Source organism: Streptomyces luomodiensis (genome assembly GCF_031679605.1).
GTDB lineage: Bacteria > Actinomycetota > Actinomycetes > Streptomycetales > Streptomycetaceae > Streptomyces > Streptomyces luomodiensis.
Genome location: NZ_CP117522.1, coordinates 3,429,699 through 3,447,414 on the forward strand (window position 1 = coordinate 3,429,699; position 17,716 = coordinate 3,447,414).

The 17,716-nt window shown below is 72.6% G+C and carries 15 protein-coding genes, 2 tRNA genes and 1 pseudogene; 1 reads left to right on the forward strand and 17 read right to left on the reverse strand.

Annotated elements, in window-relative coordinates; all coding sequences use genetic code 11:
- Window positions 1–66: 66 nt before the first annotated feature.
- From PS467_RS14875 to PS467_RS14945, 15 genes and pseudogenes are all read right to left on the reverse strand, one after another.
- Window positions 67–2,724: pseudogene (locus tag PS467_RS14875) on the reverse strand (ComEC/Rec2 family competence protein); the annotation flags it as partial.
- A gap of 164 nt (window positions 2,725–2,888) precedes the next feature.
- Window positions 2,889–4,109: a helix-hairpin-helix domain-containing protein gene (locus tag PS467_RS14880; protein WP_311035690.1), complete on the reverse strand. Its 1,221-nt coding sequence runs from the start codon at window positions 4,107–4,109 to the stop codon at window positions 2,889–2,891.
- A 160-nt stretch (window positions 4,110–4,269) separates the two neighbouring features.
- The gene (locus PS467_RS14885; protein WP_311035691.1) at window positions 4,270–5,115 is read right to left on the reverse strand and encodes a DegV family protein; all 846 of its coding nucleotides are present in this window, start codon (window positions 5,113–5,115) and stop codon (window positions 4,270–4,272) included.
- Window positions 5,116–5,240: 125 nt separating this feature from the next.
- A complete protein-coding gene (locus tag PS467_RS14890) occupies window positions 5,241–6,023 on the reverse strand; it encodes a hypothetical protein (RefSeq protein ID WP_311035692.1) in 783 nt (260 codons plus the stop codon).
- A 242-nt stretch (window positions 6,024–6,265) separates the two neighbouring features.
- Window positions 6,266–9,142 (reverse strand): leucine--tRNA ligase, encoded by a 2,877-nt coding sequence (leuS, locus tag PS467_RS14895; protein ID WP_311035693.1) that lies wholly within the window; start codon window positions 9,140–9,142, stop codon window positions 6,266–6,268.
- A 278-nt stretch (window positions 9,143–9,420) separates the two neighbouring features.
- Window positions 9,421–9,493, reverse strand: a tRNA-Ala gene (locus PS467_RS14900).
- Between the two features lie 102 nt (window positions 9,494–9,595).
- Complete coding sequence (locus PS467_RS14905; protein ID WP_030835565.1) at window positions 9,596–9,829, reverse strand: hypothetical protein; 234 nt, start codon at window positions 9,827–9,829, stop codon at window positions 9,596–9,598.
- Window positions 9,830–9,834: 5 nt separating this feature from the next.
- Window positions 9,835–9,993 carry a hypothetical protein gene (locus PS467_RS14910; protein WP_268971991.1) on the reverse strand — a complete coding sequence of 53 codons (159 nt, stop codon included), beginning with the start codon at window positions 9,991–9,993 and terminating at the stop codon, window positions 9,835–9,837.
- A 340-nt stretch (window positions 9,994–10,333) separates the two neighbouring features.
- Window positions 10,334–10,406: transfer RNA gene (locus tag PS467_RS14915), tRNA-Ala, on the reverse strand.
- A gap of 72 nt (window positions 10,407–10,478) precedes the next feature.
- Window positions 10,479–11,132, reverse strand: a complete 654-nt coding sequence (locus tag PS467_RS14920) for a histidine phosphatase family protein (RefSeq protein ID WP_311039858.1) — start codon at window positions 11,130–11,132, stop codon at window positions 10,479–10,481.
- Window positions 11,129–11,572, reverse strand: a complete 444-nt coding sequence (rsfS, locus tag PS467_RS14925) for a ribosome silencing factor (protein ID WP_268971992.1) — start codon at window positions 11,570–11,572, stop codon at window positions 11,129–11,131. Before rsfS ends, PS467_RS14920 begins: the two co-directional genes overlap by 4 nt.
- A 116-nt stretch (window positions 11,573–11,688) precedes the next feature.
- Complete coding sequence (locus PS467_RS14930) at window positions 11,689–13,416, reverse strand: LCP family protein (RefSeq protein WP_311035694.1); 1,728 nt, start codon at window positions 13,414–13,416, stop codon at window positions 11,689–11,691.
- A 10-nt stretch (window positions 13,417–13,426) separates the two neighbouring features.
- Window positions 13,427–14,038, reverse strand: coding sequence for a nicotinate-nucleotide adenylyltransferase (gene nadD / locus PS467_RS14935; RefSeq protein WP_268971995.1), 612 nt, complete (start codon window positions 14,036–14,038; stop codon window positions 13,427–13,429).
- Between the two features lie 58 nt (window positions 14,039–14,096).
- The gene (locus tag PS467_RS14940) at window positions 14,097–14,264 is read right to left on the reverse strand and encodes a hypothetical protein (RefSeq protein WP_268971997.1); all 168 of its coding nucleotides are present in this window, start codon (window positions 14,262–14,264) and stop codon (window positions 14,097–14,099) included.
- Between the two features lie 133 nt (window positions 14,265–14,397).
- Entirely contained in the window at window positions 14,398–14,550 is a 153-nt protein-coding gene (locus tag PS467_RS14945) for a hypothetical protein (protein WP_311040112.1), read from the reverse strand.
- A gap of 105 nt (window positions 14,551–14,655) precedes the next feature.
- On the opposite strand from PS467_RS14945, the gene PS467_RS14950 reads away from it, so the two are divergent.
- Window positions 14,656–15,855 carry a M48 family metallopeptidase gene (locus PS467_RS14950; RefSeq protein ID WP_268971998.1) on the forward strand — a complete coding sequence of 400 codons (1,200 nt, stop codon included), beginning with the start codon at window positions 14,656–14,658 and terminating at the stop codon, window positions 15,853–15,855.
- Between the two features lie 18 nt (window positions 15,856–15,873).
- Here PS467_RS14950 and PS467_RS14955 read toward each other — a convergent pair whose 3' ends face one another.
- Complete coding sequence (locus PS467_RS14955) at window positions 15,874–16,956, reverse strand: SCO2583 family membrane protein (RefSeq protein ID WP_311035695.1); 1,083 nt, start codon at window positions 16,954–16,956, stop codon at window positions 15,874–15,876.
- Window positions 16,957–17,081: 125 nt separating this feature from the next.
- Window positions 17,082–17,708 carry an SCO2584 family spore wall biosynthesis protein gene (locus PS467_RS14960; protein WP_311035696.1) on the reverse strand — a complete coding sequence of 209 codons (627 nt, stop codon included), beginning with the start codon at window positions 17,706–17,708 and terminating at the stop codon, window positions 17,082–17,084.
- Between the last annotated feature and the right edge of the window lie 8 nt (window positions 17,709–17,716).

The window sequence follows — 17,716 nt, forward strand, 5'->3', positions numbered from 1 at the left end:
GGAGTCCGCAAGGGGGAACTTACGCCGCGCGCGGCGCCGGTTGACGGAATATCCCGGAGCCGTGCGACGGCCCGCGAGCACCGCGCGCAAACCCGGGCCGCCCGTCACCGCGATCGGCCCATCGGTGTCGGTCCGCAGCACGGCCGCCCCTTGACCGCGCAGGGAAGCGATGGTGCGGGGCGACGGATGGCCGTAGGGGTTGTCGGCACCGCAGGAGATCAGGGCGAGGCGGGGCCTGAGGCGTTGGAGCAGCCGTGGGTCCTGGTAGGCCGAGCCATGGTGGGCCACCTTGAGGACGTCGACCTGGGGGAGGGCGGGGTGGACCGTCAGCAGGGCCTGCTGGGCCGGGGGTTCCAGGTCGCCCAGGAGGAGCAGGGTCAGCCCCGCCGTGCGGACGAGGAGGGTGACGCTCGCGTCGTTCGGCCCCTCGGCGGTGGCCGTGGCGGGCGGCGGCGCGGGCCACAGCACCTCCCAGGACAGCGGACCGAGGCGGCGTCGCTCCCCCGGCACCGCGGAGACCACCGGCACATGCGCCGACCGGGCCGCGCGCCGTACGGACTCGGCCTGGCCGGGCGGCTCTCGCAGACCGGTCGTCTCGATGGCGCCGACCGCCCGCCCGCGCAACGCCCCGGTCAGGCCCGCCACATGGTCGGCGTGGAAGTGGGTGAGCACCAGCAGCGGGATCCGCACGACGCCGAGCGTGCGCAGACAGCGGTCGACGGCCCGCGGCTCGGGTCCGGTGTCCACGACGACGGCCGTGCCGGGGCCCGCGGCCAGGACGAGGGCGTCTCCCTGCCCGACATCGCAGGCCACCATGCGCCAACCGGGCGGCGGCCACCCGGTGATGACCCGGGCCAGGGGTACCGGGCGCACCACGGCCAGCAGCACCAGCAGCGCGCATACGGCGCACATCAGGCGGTGGCGCAGCAACCGGCGGCCCGCGAGGACCACGGCCAGGGTGACGGCGGCCAGCAACACTCCGCCCGTCCAGCCGTCCGGCCAGTCCGCCTCGGCTCCGGGCAGCGCCGCACCGGTGCGGGCCACCCACGCGATCCACCCGGCGGGCCAGCCCGCCGGCCAGGCGATCCACTCGGCGACCGGCGGCGCGACGGCGGCCACCGCGAGCGCGGCGAACCCCAGGACGGTGGCGGGCGCGACCGCCACCTCGGCCACGAGGTTGCACGGAATCGCGACCAGGCTGACCCGCGCGGCCATCGCCACCACGACCGGCGCGCAGACCGCCTGGGCCGCCGCGGCGGCCGCCAGCGCCTCGGCTACCCGGGGCGGTACACCGCGGCGCCGCAGGGCCTCGCTCCACCCCGGCGCGATGGTGAGCAGCGCGCCGGTGGCCAGGACGGAGAGCAGGAAGCCGTAACTCCGGGCCAGCCAGGGGTCGTAGAGCACCAGCGCGAGGACGGCGGCGGCCAGGGCCGGGAGCAGGGAGCGGCGGCGGCCGGTGCCGAGGGCGAGCAGCGTGATCAGCCCGCAGGCCGCGGCGCGCAGCACACTGGGCTCGGGTCGACAGACGATGACGAAGGCGAGCGTGAGCCCGCCGCCGAGCAGCGCGGTGGTCCGCAGCCGGATGCCGAGCGCGCCCGCCAGACCGCGCCGCTCGGCCCGCCCGGCCAGCTGCGGCGGGCCCGTGAGCAGCGCGAGCACCAGCGTCAGATTGCTGCCGGAGACGGCCATCAGATGCAGCATGTCCGTGGCCCGGAACGCCTCGTCCAGTTCGGGCGGCACCCGTGAGGTGTCCCCCACGACCAGCGCCGGGAGCAGCGCCCGCGCGTCCGGGGAGAGCCCGTCGGTCGCGGTGCGCAGCCCGGCGCGCAGCCGCCCGGCCAGCCGCTGGACCGCGCTGGGCGCGCCCGTGACCCGTGGGGGCCCGCCGCTCAGCCGCACCACGGCCGCGACGCGGTCCCCGTCACGCAGCGGCGGCGCCAGGCGGCCGTGGACGCGCAGACGTGTGGACGGCAGCAGCCGGAGCCAGGCCGCCCGCTCCTCGGGTGTGCCGGGGTGGACCGTCACCAGGACGGGGGCGCGGGTGACGGTCGTGGTGCCGCCCGGTCCGGTGACCCGGGTGACCTCGGCGTCGAGGACCACGGACGCGGGCGCGAGCGCGGCGCCACGCACCCGTGGCCGGGTGAGCCGTGGATCCCCCGTAACGGTCACCTCGGCGGTGGCCTCGGCGTACTGCCGGGCCAGCGCGGGCACCGGGCCGCGACGCACATCCGCCCCGTGCAGCCCGGCGACCGCCCCCGCGGCGGCCCCGCACAACAGCGCCGCCACCACCGCCCCCACCGCACGCCGTCCTCGCCATGTGACGGCTCGTGGCGGCGATGCGGTCCGCTCCCCCGGCACGTGGTGGCTCTCGCCGGTGTCCGCCCGCCCACGCGCCCGGGGAGCGGCACAAGGTGTCGCCCCGGGGGGCGCTCCCGCCTTCGACGGCCGCCGCTCGGCCTTGGGCAGTGACGTCCGGCCCCGCCTCCGAGGTTCGGCGCCGTGCGACGGCGTCGCGGTGGCCCCGGGCGCGTCCCGGCCGTCCAGCGGCGGCCTCGGTGAGCGCGGCCCTGCCACGGACGGCACCGGTGGGAAGACGTCCGGCCCGCGCCGGGACCGGGGCGCGCCGCGCGGCCGTCCACCCGGCGCCGGGGTGACTCGTCGGCGGGCCCCGATGAGCAGGGCGACCGCCACGAGGGAGGCCGCGGCGCAGGCGAGGGCCACCATGGGAGCCGGTGCGTCCAGGGCGAGGGCCGCGGCGGCCCAGGCGGCCAGGGCCGGTGGTACGAGGCGGAGGTCGGGCGGGCCTTCCTGGCGTGGCTGTGAGGCACCGCGCGGGGACGCGGCCGTCGCGTGGACCGGGATGCGGGTCCGCGTCGGCTCCGTGGCCGTCATGGCCGGACCAGCGGGCGCAGATCGGCGAACCGGCGCTCACCGATGCCGTTCACCTCGCGGAGTTCGTCGATGGAGCGGAAACCTCCGTGCTGGGTGCGGTAGTCGATGATGTGCCGGGCCAGCACGGGGCCAACTCCTGGGAGGGTGTCGAGCTGTTCAGCGGTCGCGGAGTTGAGGCTGACCGAGCCGCCGGGCGCCCCTGGTCCGGCCGGTGCGTTCGGCGTCGGCGCGCTCGGCACACCGGCGGCCGGATCGGCGGCCGCGCCCGGCGCCGGCGGTCCGCCCGCGGGGGCGCCGACCACGATCTGCTCCCCGTCCACCAGCGGCCGGGCCCGGTTCAGCCCGCTCAGGTCGGTGCCGGGCCGTACCCCACCCGCCGCTTCGAGGGCGTCGGCGACCCTCGCCCCGGACGGCAGCTTCCGCAGCCCCGGACGGCGGACCTTGCCCGTGACATCCACCACGACCGCCCGACCGTCCCCGGAAGGGGCGGGCCGGCCGCCGGATGTCGGACCGGGTGCGGAGGGCGCGGCACGCGGGGGCTCCGGATCCGGTGCCCGTACGGTCTGGGGACGGCCGGTCCAGAAGTGGTAGGCCGCGAAGGCCACCGCGGTGAGCAGGGCGACGGCCAGCGCGGCGACCGTCCTGAGCTCCATACCGCAGCGGACCTGGAGCCACACCGGCAGCCGCTCCCGCAGGGCCAGTCCTGCCCGGTCACGGCGGCGCAGCGGACCGTCCCCGGGCGGCTCGTCCTTCCGTACCTCCGCCACGCCCTCGGTCGGCATGCCCTTGGCCGGGAGGCCCTCGGCCAGGGCGTCCCTGACCGGGCGCTCCTCGGCCTGAAGATCCTCGGCCGGAAGATCCTCGGCCAGGAGGTCCTTGGCCGGAAGGTCCTTGGCCGGAAGATCCCTGGCCGGGGACTCCCCGTCCCGGATCTCCGCGGCGCCCGTCGGGCCGTCCCGGCTGCCCAGGGCGAAGGACCCGACCGCGACCGGGGGTGCCGACGACGTGGCGAAGAGCGCCGCAGCGCGAGTGGCACGTGAGGGGCGCGTGGCGCGTGAAGGTGCGGTGGGGCGGGCATGGCGGTGGGCGCCGCCGAGGCGGCTCCCGGCCCGGGACGGGCCGGCGCCGGACGGCGGGCCTGGCCGACGGCCCGCCCCGCCGTCGCGATGGCGGCCGCGCCCCGGCCCTTCGGTTACCGTGCGTGATCGTGACCTCATGCCACCCGACGGTAGACACCCGCGGCCGATCACGCCGATCGGCCTCAATTCCCGGGGATAACCCTCAGATTGTGGACAACTTCGTCACCCTGTCGGGTGAGCCGCACCGCCAAGCACCGTCCGGCACCCCCAAGCACCGTCCGGGACCGCCCACCCTCCGCTACCGCGGAGAGACCACCGCCCCCAGCAGCCCCGGTCCGGTGTGCGCCCCGATCACCGCGCCGACCTCGCTCACATACAGCTCCTCCAGCCCCGGCACCCGCTCCCGCAGCCGCTCCGCGAGCGCCGCCGCCCGTTCGCCCGCCGCCAGATGCTGCACCGCGATGTCCACCGGGCTCCGGCCCGCCCGCTCGACCACGATCTCCTCGAGCCGGGCGATGGCCTTCGAGGCGGTGCGGACCTTCTCCCGCAGCTCGATCCGCCCCTCGTCGAGCTGGAGCAGCGGTTTCACCGCGAGCGCCGAGCCGAGCAGGGCCTGGGCCGCGCCGATGCGGCCGCCGCGCCGCAGATAGTCAAGGGTGTCGACGTAGAAGTAGGCGGCGGTGCCATCGGCCCGCTTCTCCGCCGCCGCCACCGCCTCGTCCAGCGTGCCGCCGCCCTCCGCCACCTCGGCCGCCGCCAGCGCGCAGAAGCCGAGTGCCATCGCGACCATTCCGCTGTCCACCACCCGCACCGGTACGGGCGCGTCCTGTGCCGCGAGCGCCGCCGCGTCGTAGGTGCCGGAGAACTCGGCCGACAGATGCAGGGAGACGATGCCCGTCGCGCCCGCCTCGGCGGCGGCCCGGTAGGCGGCCGCGAACATCTCCGGACTGGGCCGGGACGTCGTCACCGGCTTGCGCTTCTGCAACGCCTGCGCGAGGGACCGGGCCGAGATCTCGGTGCCTTCCTCCAGGGCCCGGTCGCCGAGCACCACCGTCAACGGCACGGAGGTGATGCGATGCCGCTCCATCGCATCCGGCGGCAAGTAAGCCGTTGAATCGGTCACGATCGCGACATGGCGGGACATGACTGGGAGGTTATCGGGGGAGGCGGCTCGCTGACCGCGCGACCCCAGCGGATGATCAATTGCCTTACGGATCATGCCCTGTTCAGACGTGGCTCAGGTCCCGTTCTCCGGCCGTGTTCCCGGGCTCAGGCCGTGTTCTCGGGACGGGTGGACTCCTGCCAGGGTTCCTGCCGAGGCTCCCGCCGAGGCTTCTGCCAGGGCTGCTGCCACGAGTGGGGCTCCGTCCGTGACGCCGCCCCGAGCGAGGGCGAAGGCGAGGACGAGGAGGAGGACGGGGGTGACGCCGGCTCCCGGTCGGCCCCGGACCCCGTCCGCGGGCCCGCCCCAGGCCCCTCCCCCGCCTCGGCCCACGGCTGCTCCGCATCCGCCGTCGTCCAGTGCCGCAGCGCCCCGGCCTCCATCTCGATCTCTTGGCCCAGCGTGTCGAGATCGTCGTGTGCCAACCGCTGTGTCCGCTCCTGCACCGCCCAGCGCAGCGAGTCGGCGGAGTGGGTGATCCGCCCGGTGCGCTGCCGCAGCTCGGGCAGTAGGGCCGCGATCCGGGCCTTGTCGGGCTCCTGCTCCAGCCGCTTCAGATCAGCGTCCAGGTCCTGCGCATGGGCGCTCAGCCGCCGGAACAGGCCCAACGACTCCGAGAGCGAACGGTCTTGCGGGGCGGCCGCCTGGAGCGCCTGCTCGGTGGCGCGCATCGAGCCGCGCAGGGAGAGCCGCAGCTGGGCGAGCTCTCCGCCCGCACCCGGCTGGGCCAGCTGCCGGGCCCGGAGTCTGGTCTCCTCCACCGTGCGGCGGGCCTGGTGCACCGTGCGGTCGATGCCGCGCTTGGCCGCTCTGACCGTTCGAACGGCCGCGTAGACCCCCAGCAGCATGATCAGGACGAAAAGCGACAACAGGATCCAGATGGCTTCCATGTGCGCTCCTTGGGGCGGCGGTCACGGCACGGTGGCGGTCGTCCTCCCAGCGTAAACGCGCCGGGCGGGCCGGGGGTTCCTGACGAACCCCCAACCCGCCCGCGAGTGGGACCCACGACGCGCCATCAGGCCGGCACGATCCGGGCCCGCCATCAGACCGAACGGACCGGCCCGATCCGGACCCGGCATCAGACCGAACGGACCCGGACCCGCCATCAGGCCGGAGGGATCCTGGCCCGCTATCAGGCCGGAACGATGTTGACCAGCTTCGGCGCCCGCACGATCACCTTACGGATGCCCGCACCGTTCAGCGCCGCCACGACCGCCGGGTCGCCCAGCGCCAGCGCCTCCAGCTCCTCGTCCGAGACCGAGGGCGCGACCTCCAGCCGGGCCTTGACCTTGCCCTTGACCTGCACCACGCAGGTGACGGTCTCGTCCACGACATACGCCGGGTCGGCGACCGGGAAGGGCACGTGGACGACCGACGTGGAGTGGCCCAGCTTGCGCCACAGCTCCTCGGCGATATGCGGGGCCAGCGGCGCGATCAGCAGCACCAGGCCCTCGGCCACCGAGCGGGGCACCTCGCGCACCTTGGTGACGTGGTTGTTCAGCTCGGTGATCTTGGCGATGGCGGTGTTGAAGCGCAGGCCCTCCATGTCCTGCCGGACACCGTCGATCGCCTTGTGCAGGGCGCGCAGCGTCGCCTCGTCGGGCTCCGTGCCGACGACGGTGACCTCTCCGGTGGCCTCGTCGACGACATTGCGCCACAGCCGCTGGAGCAGCCGGTACTGGCCGACCACGGCCCGGGTGTCCCAGGGCCGCGAGACGTCCAGCGGGCCCATGGCCATCTCGTACAGGCGCAGGGTGTCGGCCCCGTAGTCGGCGCAGATCTCGTCCGGCGTGACGGCGTTCTTCAGGGACTTGCCCATCTTGCCCAGCTGACGGGTGACCTTCTCGCCCTGGTACCAGTACGCTCCGTCGCGCTCCTCGACCTCGGCGGCCGGGACGGCGATGCCGCGGCGGTCCCGGTAGACGTACGCCTGGATCATGCCCTGGTTGTACAGCTTGTGGAACGGCTCGGCCGAGGAGATGTGCCCCAGGTCGAACAGCACCTTGGACCAGAAGCGGGCGTACAGCAGGTGCAGTACGGCGTGCTCGGCGCCACCGACGTACAGGTCGACGCCGCCGTGCGGCCGGTCCTGGGCCGGTCCCATCCAGAAACGCTCGATGTCCGGGTCGACCAGCCGGTTCTCGTTGTGCGGGTCCAGGTAGCGCAGCTCGTACCAGCACGACCCGGCCCACTGGGGCATGGTGTTGGTCTCGCGGCGGTACGGGCGCGGGCCACGGCCGTCGCCCAGGTCCAGCACCACGTTGACCCAGTCCTCGTTCCGGGACAGCGGGGTCTCCGGGGAGGTGTCGGCGTCGTCGGGGTCGAAGGTGCGCGGCGAGTAGTCCTCGACCTCGGGCAGCTCCAGGGGCAGCATCGACTCGGGCAGCGCGTGGGCCACGCCGTCCTCGTCGTAGACGATGGGGAAGGGCTCTCCCCAGTAGCGCTGACGGCTGAACAGCCAGTCGCGCAGCCGGTAGTTGACGGTGCCCTCGCCGATGGAGCGGGCCTCCAGCCACTCGGTGATGCGCGCCTTGGCCTCGACGACGCCCAGCCCGTCCAGGGTGATGCCCTCACCCGCCGAGTTGACGATCTCGGCATCGTACGAGGCGAACGCGTCGTCCCAGGTCGACGGGTCGGTGCCGCGGTCGTCCGACGGCTGGACGACGCAGCGCATCGGCAGCTCGAAGGTGCGGGCGAAGGCGAAGTCACGGCTGTCGTGCGCCGGGACGGCCATGATCGCGCCGGTGCCGTAGCCCATCAGGACGTAGTCGGCGATGAAGACCGGGACCTGTTCGCCGCTGACCGGGTTGACCGCGTACGCGCCGGTGAAGACGCCGGTCTTCTCCTTGACCTCGGCCTGCCGCTCGACGTCCGACTTGGCCGCGGCCTGCTTGCGGTAGGCGTCGACGGCCTGGGCCGGGGTGGCGTGCCCGCCGGTCCACACGTCGTGGGTGCCCTCCGGCCAGGCGGCCGGAACGATGGCGTCGACCACGTCGTGCTCGGGCGCCAGCACCATGTAGGTCGCGCCGAACAGGGTGTCCTGGCGGGTGGTGAAGACCGTGATCTTCGCGTCGGAGTGGCCGGCGACGGGGAAGTCCACCCGGGCACCCTCGCTGCGGCCGATCCAGTTGCGCTGCTGGAGCTTGATCGCCTCGGGCCAGTCCAGCGCCTCCAGGTCCTCCAGCAGCCGGTCCCCGTAGGCGGTGATCCGCATGTTCCACTGGCGCAGCTTGGCCTTGAAGACCGGGAAGTTGCCGCGCTCGGAGCGGCCGTCGGCGGTGACCTCCTCGTTGGCCAGCACGGTGCCCAGGCCGGGACACCAGTTGACGGGCGCGTCCGAGGCGTAGGCCAGGCGGTACTGGCCCAGCAGGTCGGCGCGCTCGGCCTCGGTCAGCTCGGCCCAGGGGCGGCCGTCGGGGGTCGTGCGCTCACCGGAGGCGAACTGCTCGACCAGGGTGTCGATGGGACGCGCCCGCTTCGCCTCCGGGTCGTACCAGGAATTGAAGATCTGGAGGAAGATCCACTGGGTCCACTTGTAGTACTCCGGCTCGATCGTCGCGAAGGAGCGGCGCCGGTCGTGGCCCAGGCCCAGGCGGCGCAGCTGCCGCCGCATGTTGTCGATGTTGGCCTCGGTGCTGACCCGGGGGTGGGTGCCGGTCTGCACCGCGTACTGCTCGGCGGGCAGGCCGAAGGCGTCGAAGCCCAGGGTGTGCAGGACGTTGTGGCCCGTCATGCGGTGGTAGCGGGCGTACACATCGGTGGCGATGTAGCCCAGCGGATGGCCCACGTGCAGTCCCGCACCCGAGGGGTACGGGAACATGTCCATGACGAACTTCTTGGGCCGGGCGGCGGCCTCGGGGTCGCCGGCCAGGTCTCCGCTCGGGTTGGACGCCTCATACGTGCCGTTCGCGTCCCAGAAGTCCTGCCACCGGGCTTCGATGTCGGCGGCCAGGGCGGCCGTGTAGCGGTGCGGCGCGGCCACCTCGGCCGCGGCATTGGTCTCGCTCATGGTCCTCAAAGCTCCATCGGTCGTCTCTGCCTGCGGCAACGCAGCGGATCCCTCTCGCTTCCGAAACAAAAAGGCCCCTCGCACAGGAGGGGATGCCGCGCTGATGCCGACCGGAGCTGTTCTCGGTCGGTGCTGATCAGCGCGGCCCGCTAAGCAGAAGGCGTACGGCACGCATGGGGCCAGGTTACCGCAGGGCACCGACGGCCCGCACGGAGGTGACCTCCGTCACGCAACGCCAGAGGCGGGCCGTCCTTGTCGGACGACCCGCCTCTGTGATGTGGAGCTAAGGAGAATTGAACTCCTGACCTCCTGCATGCCATGCAGGCGCTCTACCAACTGAGCTATAGCCCCAGGTCTTGCTCCGCCCGGTTTCCCCGGCGGCGACGCCTACATTACACGGATGCCCCGGCCTTCCGCCAAATCGATTCCCCGGAGGCTGGGAGCGGGGCCCCGTTACGCCGTGGCGAACGAATAGAAACGCTTCAGCGTGCAGTGCTCGTCGAGCAGCCGACCGTAGATCGGCTCCCCTTCGAGCTCGCGGTAGGTCTCGATGGGATCGCCCCGGATGATCAGCGCCCGCGCGCACTCCGCACACCAGTACTGGTAGTCGGAGTTGAGCGGCTCCATGTCGCGGACGATCGGTGTGCCGGTGCCGCACCAGTCGCACTTCCGGCTGTGGGCTCCCATCTCACTCAGCTCCAGCTATGTCCGCAGGCCGTACACACGTAGGAAACACCGCCGTTGTCACCGAGGACCTGGGCCACGTGCGCGGAGCCGCAGGACGGGCACACCATGTCCGCCGGTGCCGCGCGGGACGGGTCCTCGATCGCATCGAGGATGCTCGTCGGCATCCCACCTGCCCTCCCCATCGGACGTATCGGCCCCGTCCCCCTCCGGGTGTCCGATTCTGCCACGGGACGACGCGCAGGTCAGCGGAGATTCCCCACTGGAATCTCACCAGACTCACCAATGTGCCGCGCAGTTGAGCCGCCGCCACCCGAACTCCGCCGCGTCCGGCGCGTCCTGCCGCCTTACGGCTACCAACATCCGCGCGTCCATAGGGCCATAGGACGTAGGCCGTAGCCGAACCGGATGGAGAGCCGCGGGCGCGGCGGATCCGAGGGGCGGACCGAAAACGCGCAGAACGCAGAGATCCCGCCTCCCCCAAGGGGAGACGGGATCGTGGATCTGTGGAGCTAAGGAGAATTGAACTCCTGACCTCCTGCATGCCATGCAGGCGCTCTACCAACTGAGCTATAGCCCCGCTCTTCTCTGCGCCGGAGCGCTTCGAACGAGTAGGAGCATAGCCGGTGACCTGCCGGAAAAGGAAATCGGCTCAGTCGTCGTCACCGAGGACCGGTTCGGGCAGCGAACCGGCGTTGTGCTCCAGCAGCCGCCAGCCCCGCACACCCTCGCCCAGAACGGACCAGCAGCAGTTGGACAGGCCGCCCAGCGCCTCCCAGTTCCTGGGCTCCAGACCGAGCAGCCGGCCGATGGTGGTGCGGATGGTGCCGCCGTGGCTGACCACCACGAGCGTGCCGTCGTCCGGCAGCTTGTCGGCGCTCTCCAGCACCACCGGGGCCGCCCGGTCGGCGACCTCGGCCTCCAGCTCACCGCCGCCGCGGCGGACCGGCTCGCCGCGCTTCCACGCCGCGTACTCCTCGCCGAAGCGCTCGATGATCTCCTCGTGGGTCAGCCCCTGCCACGCGCCCGCGTAGGTCTCCCGCAGCCCCGCGTCATGCGTGACCGACAGCCCCGTGACGGTGGACAGCTCGGCGGCCGTGGCCGCCGCCCGCTTCAGGTCGGAGGCGATGATCGCGTCCGGCTGCAGGGCGGCCAGCAGCCGGGCCGCACGGTGCGCCTGCGCGACACCGGTGTCGGTGAGCTCTATGTCCAGGGAGCCCTGGAAACGGCGCTCTATGTTCCAGGCCGTCTGGCCGTGGCGCCACAGGACGATGCGGCGGCCGCGGCCGCTCGAGGTGCCGTTCAGCTCAGCTCACCGCCCGCGCCGCCGTCCGCCGCGGCCTGCGACCGCGCGTACTCCTGCGCCTTGCCGCGGGTGGCTTCGGCGTCGGCCGGGAGCTCCAGCTGCGGGCAGTCCTTCCAGAGCCGCTCCAGGGCGTAGAACACCCGCTCCTCGCTGTGCTGGACGTGCACCACGATGTCCACGTAGTCCAGCAGCACCCAGCGGGCCTCACGGTCGCCCTCGCGGCGCACCGGCTTGGCGCCCAGGTCCTTGTTCAGCCGCTCCTCGATCTCGTCGACGATCGACTTGACCTGACGGTCGTTGGGCGCCGAGGCCAGCAGGAAGGCGTCGGTGATGGAGAGCACATCACTGACGTCGTACGCGATGATGTCGTGGGCGAGCTTGTCGGCGGCCGCCTGGGCGGCGGCGTTGATGAGCTCGAGGGAGCGGTCCGTGGCGGTCACAGGCAAGGCTTTCGGTCGGTGGTACCTCGAAGGTCTGGCTCCCCCCAGGGTCTCACGCCCCACCGTCACCCCGGGCGGCCGAGGAGCGGCCGCCCGGGGTGCCCGAGGTGAACGGCTCAGCCCGTGGCGTCGTAGTCCGGGCCGAGGAGGACCGTGATGTCCGCGTTGGCCGCGCCCTTGCCCTTCCGCACCGCGGTCGCGGGCAGCCCGAGCGTCTTGGCGACCTCTTTGGCCTGCTCCGCCTGCGCGGTGTCCGCGTAGGTCACCCGCGAGGCCGACTGCGGCGTACCGCCGCTCTCGGTGGCCGCGACGACCGTGAAGCCGCCGTTGACCAGCGCCACCCGCGCGGCGCTCGACGCGTCCTCGGGACCTCCGGCGTTGGTCACGCTGACCCGGGGCCCGGTGGTGTTGTCGGTGTTCTTGACCGTGCCGCCGAGGATGTCCTTGACCACCCGGTCGGTCGCCTGGCTGCTGAGCGTCCCGTCCGGCTGGACCGGCAGCATCGCGGTGTCGTACGCGCCGCTCTTGGCCCGCTCGGCCAGCTTGGCCAGCGACGCCCCGAGCTGCTGCTCGGACAGCGAGGGGTCGGGGATCTGGGCCAGCGACTCCACGGTGCTGGTGGCGCCCTCCGCATCGCTGGAGACCTTCTTCAGCGCCGCGTGCATGACCTGCCCGAACCGCGCGAGCTGCTTGGTCTGCGCCTCGCCGGACGCCCGGTAGGTGGCGTAGGCCACGGCCGCCTGGCCGCTCAGCATCTGGTCCTTGCCCCGCTTGACCAGCGGGTCCTCGCCCTTTTCCGAGCTGGGGACGGTCGCGTCGGTATCGAGGGTGATCCCGCCGACCAGCTCGACGAGGTTCTCCAAATACGGCGTGTCCAGCCGCCAGGTGCCCTGGATCTTCGAGCCCAGCAGGGTGCTCAGGGAGTCCCGGGTGGAGTCGGAGCCCTCGTCGGTCACCGACTTGCCGAGCGTGGTGGAGGCACCGTCCTCGGTGGCGACGGCCAGCGAGTTCGGCAGCAGGACGGTGGTGCCCTTCTGGGTGGTCTCGTTGTCCACCAGCAGGGCCGTGGAGGTGCGCCCGCCCTTGGTCTCGCGCAGATGGACGACGATCACATCGCGCTTCTGCGGACCGCCCGCGGCCGCCTGGTCCCCGGAGCCGCCGGACAGCCCCGGGAGCTTGCCCGCGTACCAGAGGTAGCCGACCCCGCCCGCGACGGCGAGGACCAGGACCACCACGAGCGCGACGAGGCGGTTGCGACCCTTACGGCGGCGCTCGTCACGGCGCTCGGAGCGGGTCTCGGCGAACTTCAGCCAGTCGATGACGTCGTCGGAGTCCTCGTTCTGCTCCTCGACGAAGGAGAACTGCTCGGTGCGGTACTCCCCCTCATCGGCCTCCCCGGTCCGCTTCGGCCCAGCGGGCCGCGACTCCTCCGCCGGGGGCGTCTCGGCCCCGGCGCCCAGCTGCTCCGGGCTCAGCTCCTCATAGGGGTTGGGCTCGCGCTGCGGGGGGACGGCCGGGGCGGCGGCCGGCGGGTAGTCGTAGCCGTAGCCCTGTTGCTGTTGCTGGGGAGCGTACGGGTCGTAACCGTGCGTCTGGGTGTACTGCTGCTGGGACTGCTGGTGGTGCTCCGGCTGGGCATAGGGGTCGTAGCCATACCCGTCGTACCCGTCGTGCTGTTGCTGCCCGTACTGGGGCTGCTGCTGGGCATACGGGTCGTAACTCTGCTGCTGTGCCGCCTGCGGCTGGTACACCGGACGCCCATAGGCGTCATAGCCGTAGATCTGCGGCTCCTGGCCGTACGGGTCGTGTGCGTACGGGTCGTACGAGTCCTGCCGGTCGTTCACCGCTACCCCTTCAGCAGTCGTGCCGGTACAGCTCGCGCTTGTCGATGTAACGCACCACGCCGTCCGGCACCAGGTACCAGACGGGATCGCCATGGGCGACCCGCGCCCGGCAGTCCGATGACGAGATCGCCAGCGCCGGGACCTCGACCAGCGACACCCCGCCCTCCGGGAGTCCCGGGTCGGCCAGTATGTGCCCGGGTCTGGTCACCCCGATGAAGTGGGCCAGCGAGAAGAGTTCTTCGGCGTCGCGCCAGGTGAGGATCTGGGCGAGGGCGTCGGCCCCGGTGATGAAGAACAGATCGGCGTCACCGTTGAGCGCGCGCAGCTCCCGGAGCGTGTCGGTGGTGTACGTGGGGCCACCGCGGTCGATGTCGATGCGGCTGACCGAGAACTGCGGGTTCGAGGCGGTCGCGATGACCGTCATCAGATAGCGGTCCTCGGCCGGTGAGACCTTCTTGTGGCTCTTCTGCCAGGGCTGACCGGTCGGCACGAACACCACCTCGTCGAGGTGGAACTGCGAGGCCACCTCGCTCGCCGCGACCAGGTGACCGTGGTGGATCGGGTCGAAGGTCCCGCCCATCACGCCGAGTCGCCGCTTGCCGGACCCTTGCTGCTCTTCCATGCGTGCAGACCCTACTGGGCCCGGCCCGGAGCCGGGGCCCATAGGGGCGATCGCCCGATCAGCGGTCCCGGTTGAAGCGCGTGGTGATCCACAGCAGCAGGAAGAGGATCACCAGGGCCGCACCGCCGGTCATGAAGGGGCTGATGCTCGGGTGGGTGTCGGTGTGCTCACCGCCCTCGGCCGCGAGCGTGGTCAGGGCAGCATGTGCGGTGCTGAAAGCGGTCATCGCAGGCAATACCTATCCGGGTCTAGGCGTCACAACACGTCGGCCACATCGTATGCGAGGCGGTTTTCGGTCCTGATGTCCGTCCTGCTTCGAGCCCTGTCCCGCGTTCCGGGGGCCGCGGCCGGCCCCGGCGTCAGTCCTGCTTGTACCCGCGCAGCAGGAACCAGGCGAGCAGGGCGGCACCCACGACGCCGACCACGATGACGATGCGCAGCAGCGCTCCCGGGCCGACGTTGCTGTGGGAGGTGGCGGCGAGGGCTTCGGCGAGGCCAGTCATATCGGGCATGTCTCCACGCTAACCCCCGGCCGCCCAGGGCCTAGGCTGGGGGCCGCCGGACGAGGGGCCCGGACCGGGCGTCCCGTCGAGCGGGTAATCGGACGAGGGGGCCAGATGAGCGACACTCACGAGACCGGTGGCGGAAACGGGGCGGGGGACGCCCGGGAGCACGTGCCCGGCCGGAGCCGGCGGCGGTTCCCGGGGATCTCCTCGCGGGCGTACGAACATCCGGCGGACCGCTCCGCGCTGGTCGCGCTGCGCAAGCTGACCGGCTTCGACACGGTCTTCAAGGCGATGAGCGGTCTGCTGCCCGAGCGGAGTCTGCGGCTGCTCTACCTGTCCGATTCGGTGCGGGTCAGCGAGCGGCAGTTCGCCCATCTCCACGACATGCTGCGGGACGCCTGCTACATCCTGGACCTGGAGCGGGTCCCGGCCATGTACGTGACCCAGAGCCCGCAGCCGACCGCGATGTGCATCGGCATGGACGCGCCGATCATCGTGATCTCCACCGGTCTGGTCGAACTGCTCGACGAGGAGGAGATGCGGGCGGTCATCGGCCATGAGGTGGGCCATGCGCTGTCCGGGCACTCGGTCTACCGGACGATACTGCTGTTCCTCACCAACCTCGCGCTGAAGGTCGCCTGGATCCCGCTCGGCAATGTGGCGGTGCTGGCGCTGGTGACGGCGCTGCGGGAGTGGTTCCGCAAGTCCGAGCTGTCGGCGGACCGGGCGGGGCTGCTGGTCGGACAGGATCTGCGGGCCTCGATGCGCGGGCTGATGAAGCTCGCGGGCGGCCACCACCTCCATGAGATGAACGTGGACGCCTTCCTGGAGCAGGCGGAGGAGTACGAGTCGAGCGGCGATCTGCGGGACTCCGTCCTCAAGATCATGAACATGCTGCCGCGCAGCCACCCGTTCACCACCGTGCGCGCCGCCGAGCTCAAGAAGTGGGCCGCGACCCGCGACTACCAGCGGCTCATGGACGGTCACTACCCGCGGCGCGACGAGGACAAGGACACCTCGGTCAGCGAGTCCTTCCGGGAGTCCGCGAACCACTACGCGGAGTCGGTCCGCAGCAGCAAGGACCCGCTGCTCGCCTTCGTCAGGGACGTGGCGGGCGGCGCCGGCGACCTGGGCAGCAAGCTGCGCGACCGGTTCACCGGCGGCGGAGGCAAGCAGGGCGGGCAGGCCCCGGAGGACCGCACGCCGCCCCGGGACGAGTCCCAGGACGCCTCCTCGGACCGGCGGCCCGAGGACGGGCCGGAGGAGCGGCCGGGGGACGACGGGCCCGGGGACACCCCGCCGAAGCGCTGAGACGGCCTCTGGCTGCCCTCAGGACCGCCCGTCGAGGGCGGGCTGGGTTCCGGGAGCCAGGACGCCGCACAGCGAGACCGTGGTCCGGCCCCTGGTGTACGGGTCGGTGCCGGTCGGGGCGTCGCCCTTGGCGCTCTGACCGGCGAGCATCGGCCGCAGATAGCCGGCGGCGTTCGCGGCACATGCCTGCGGGCCCGCCAGTACGGCGCTCTGCACCAGCTCCACGTGGCGGTCGCGCAGGTCGTCACGGTCGAAGCGGAACCGTGTCTCACGGCGCACGGTGAACAGCGAGGCGTGGTCCGGTCCGCGCTCATGGGCCTGCTGGACCGCGTAGACGAAGACGTGGTCGGCGGCGACCTCCAGGGTCGCGGGGCTGCGCTCGAGGACCGTAAGGGTGCCGCGGACCCGCACCGGGGAGTCGGCCAGGGTCACCTCGGCCGGGTTGAAGCGGGTCAGCCAGCCGGTGGCCGCGTGCCGTCCGTCGTCGACCGGGCGTTCGAGGCTCTGGTCAAACTGCGTCTGCTGGGCGGGGTCCAGCAGCAGCCTTACGGCCTGCACCGGGCCGCCGGTGAGCACACCCGGGTCGAGGGCGGACTTGACCACGTACTCCTTGGCGGTGGTCAGCGCCGTCATCACCTGGCTCTCGGAGAAGTTCCGGGTGCGGCGGGCGCCGGGCACGGTGACCCCTTCGGCGCCGGTGCGGAACTCGGCGGCCGGGCTGTTGCGGAACAGCCGGTCCGGCGTCCCGCCGGGCACCTCACCACGCGGCGCGAGCGGCACCACGCTGCTGCGCAGCGGTTCCACGGCCTGCGGCTGGGGCGCCTGGTACGGGTGGCGCACCCCCATGTAGACGGCCGCGGCGAAGGCGACGGCGATCAGCAGGACGAGCGCGATGGCCTGGCGCGACGCCCCGGCCCTGGCCCAGGCGTGCCGACTGCGCACCGCCCGTGCGTGCTCGCCCATGCGCTCCTGGGCGGAGAATTCCTGGAGCCGGGCAGCACGGACGAACGACTCGTCGAATACGACGGAGCGGTACTCGTCCTCACCACCTCCCGGGACGCCATCGGGTGTCCCCTCGGGAGGGTCTCCACGCCCGGTCATATCTCAAGAGTAGGTCGCCCGGGGCGGCGGTAAACGCGGTGGTACTCCCCGACTTGGCAGCCGGGCGGGGAGGAAACCGAGGAAACCCCCCATACCCCGCGCCGCGTCCGCGACCTGCGCGGAGGTCACTGAGACGGCGGTACGGCGGAGGCGGGCGACCCCTTGGACCCGGTCGGCTCCGGGGCCGACTCCGACCCCGAGGGCTCCAGGCGCGGCTGTCCCGTGGGCGAGCCGTCGACACCGGTGGTGGCGGGCGGCGGCGCGGGGTCCTGGCGGTTGCCCGAGGCGCCCCGGTAGACGGCCGTGAAGGCCAGGGCGACCACGCCGATGCCCATCAGGACGGCCAGCAGCCAGGCCACGGGGCGGTGCCAGCGGGCATGGCCGCGGTAAGGACGCCCCGCGCTGCCGTACCGCCCATAGGGGCCGTAGGCGTCGTCCGCGTCCCGCCCGGGGCCGAAGCGCCCGTCGGGGTCGTCCGGGCCGTAGAACTCGGCCTCCGGGCCGTAGCCGTCCTCGAAGAGCTCGTCCTCGGGGGATACGCCGGCGCTGCGGCGCCGGGACGCCTCGGCCTCGGCGCGGGCCTCGGCGGCGGCCAGCATCCGCTCGATGGCGGTGGGCTCATGGATCGGGGCGGCCCGTACGAAGTCCTCGTCGAAGACCACGGCGGCGAATTCGTCGTTCGCCTCACCGTGGCTGCGGTCGTCGGGCTCGTCGCCGTTCGGGAACGGCTTGCCCCCCACGTCGTCCGGCACCCATTCAG

Coding starts and splice junctions, on each gene's coding strand:
- PS467_RS14880 (WP_311035690.1), bottom strand. CDS start 4,109: ATGAGGTCACGATCACGCACGGTAACCGAAGGGCCGGGGCGCGGCCGC.
- PS467_RS14885 (WP_311035691.1), bottom strand. CDS start 5,115: ATGTCCCGCCATGTCGCGATCGTGACCGATTCAACGGCTTACTTGCCG.
- nadD (WP_268971995.1), bottom strand. CDS start 14,038: ATGGAAGAGCAGCAAGGGTCCGGCAAGCGGCGACTCGGCGTGATGGGC.
- PS467_RS14950 (WP_268971998.1), top strand. CDS start 14,656: ATGAGCGACACTCACGAGACCGGTGGCGGAAACGGGGCGGGGGACGCC.
- PS467_RS14955 (WP_311035695.1), bottom strand. CDS start 16,956: ATGACCGGGCGTGGAGACCCTCCCGAGGGGACACCCGATGGCGTCCCG.
- PS467_RS14945 (WP_311040112.1), bottom strand. CDS start 14,550: ATGCCCGATATGACTGGCCTCGCCGAAGCCCTCGCCGCCACCTCCCAC.
- PS467_RS14910 (WP_268971991.1), bottom strand. CDS start 9,993: ATGCCGACGAGCATCCTCGATGCGATCGAGGACCCGTCCCGCGCGGCA.
- leuS (WP_311035693.1), bottom strand. CDS start 9,142: ATGAGCGAGACCAATGCCGCGGCCGAGGTGGCCGCGCCGCACCGCTAC.
- PS467_RS14890 (WP_311035692.1), bottom strand. CDS start 6,023: ATGGAAGCCATCTGGATCCTGTTGTCGCTTTTCGTCCTGATCATGCTG.
- PS467_RS14905 (WP_030835565.1), bottom strand. CDS start 9,829: ATGGGAGCCCACAGCCGGAAGTGCGACTGGTGCGGCACCGGCACACCG.
- PS467_RS14940 (WP_268971997.1), bottom strand. CDS start 14,264: ATGACCGCTTTCAGCACCGCACATGCTGCCCTGACCACGCTCGCGGCC.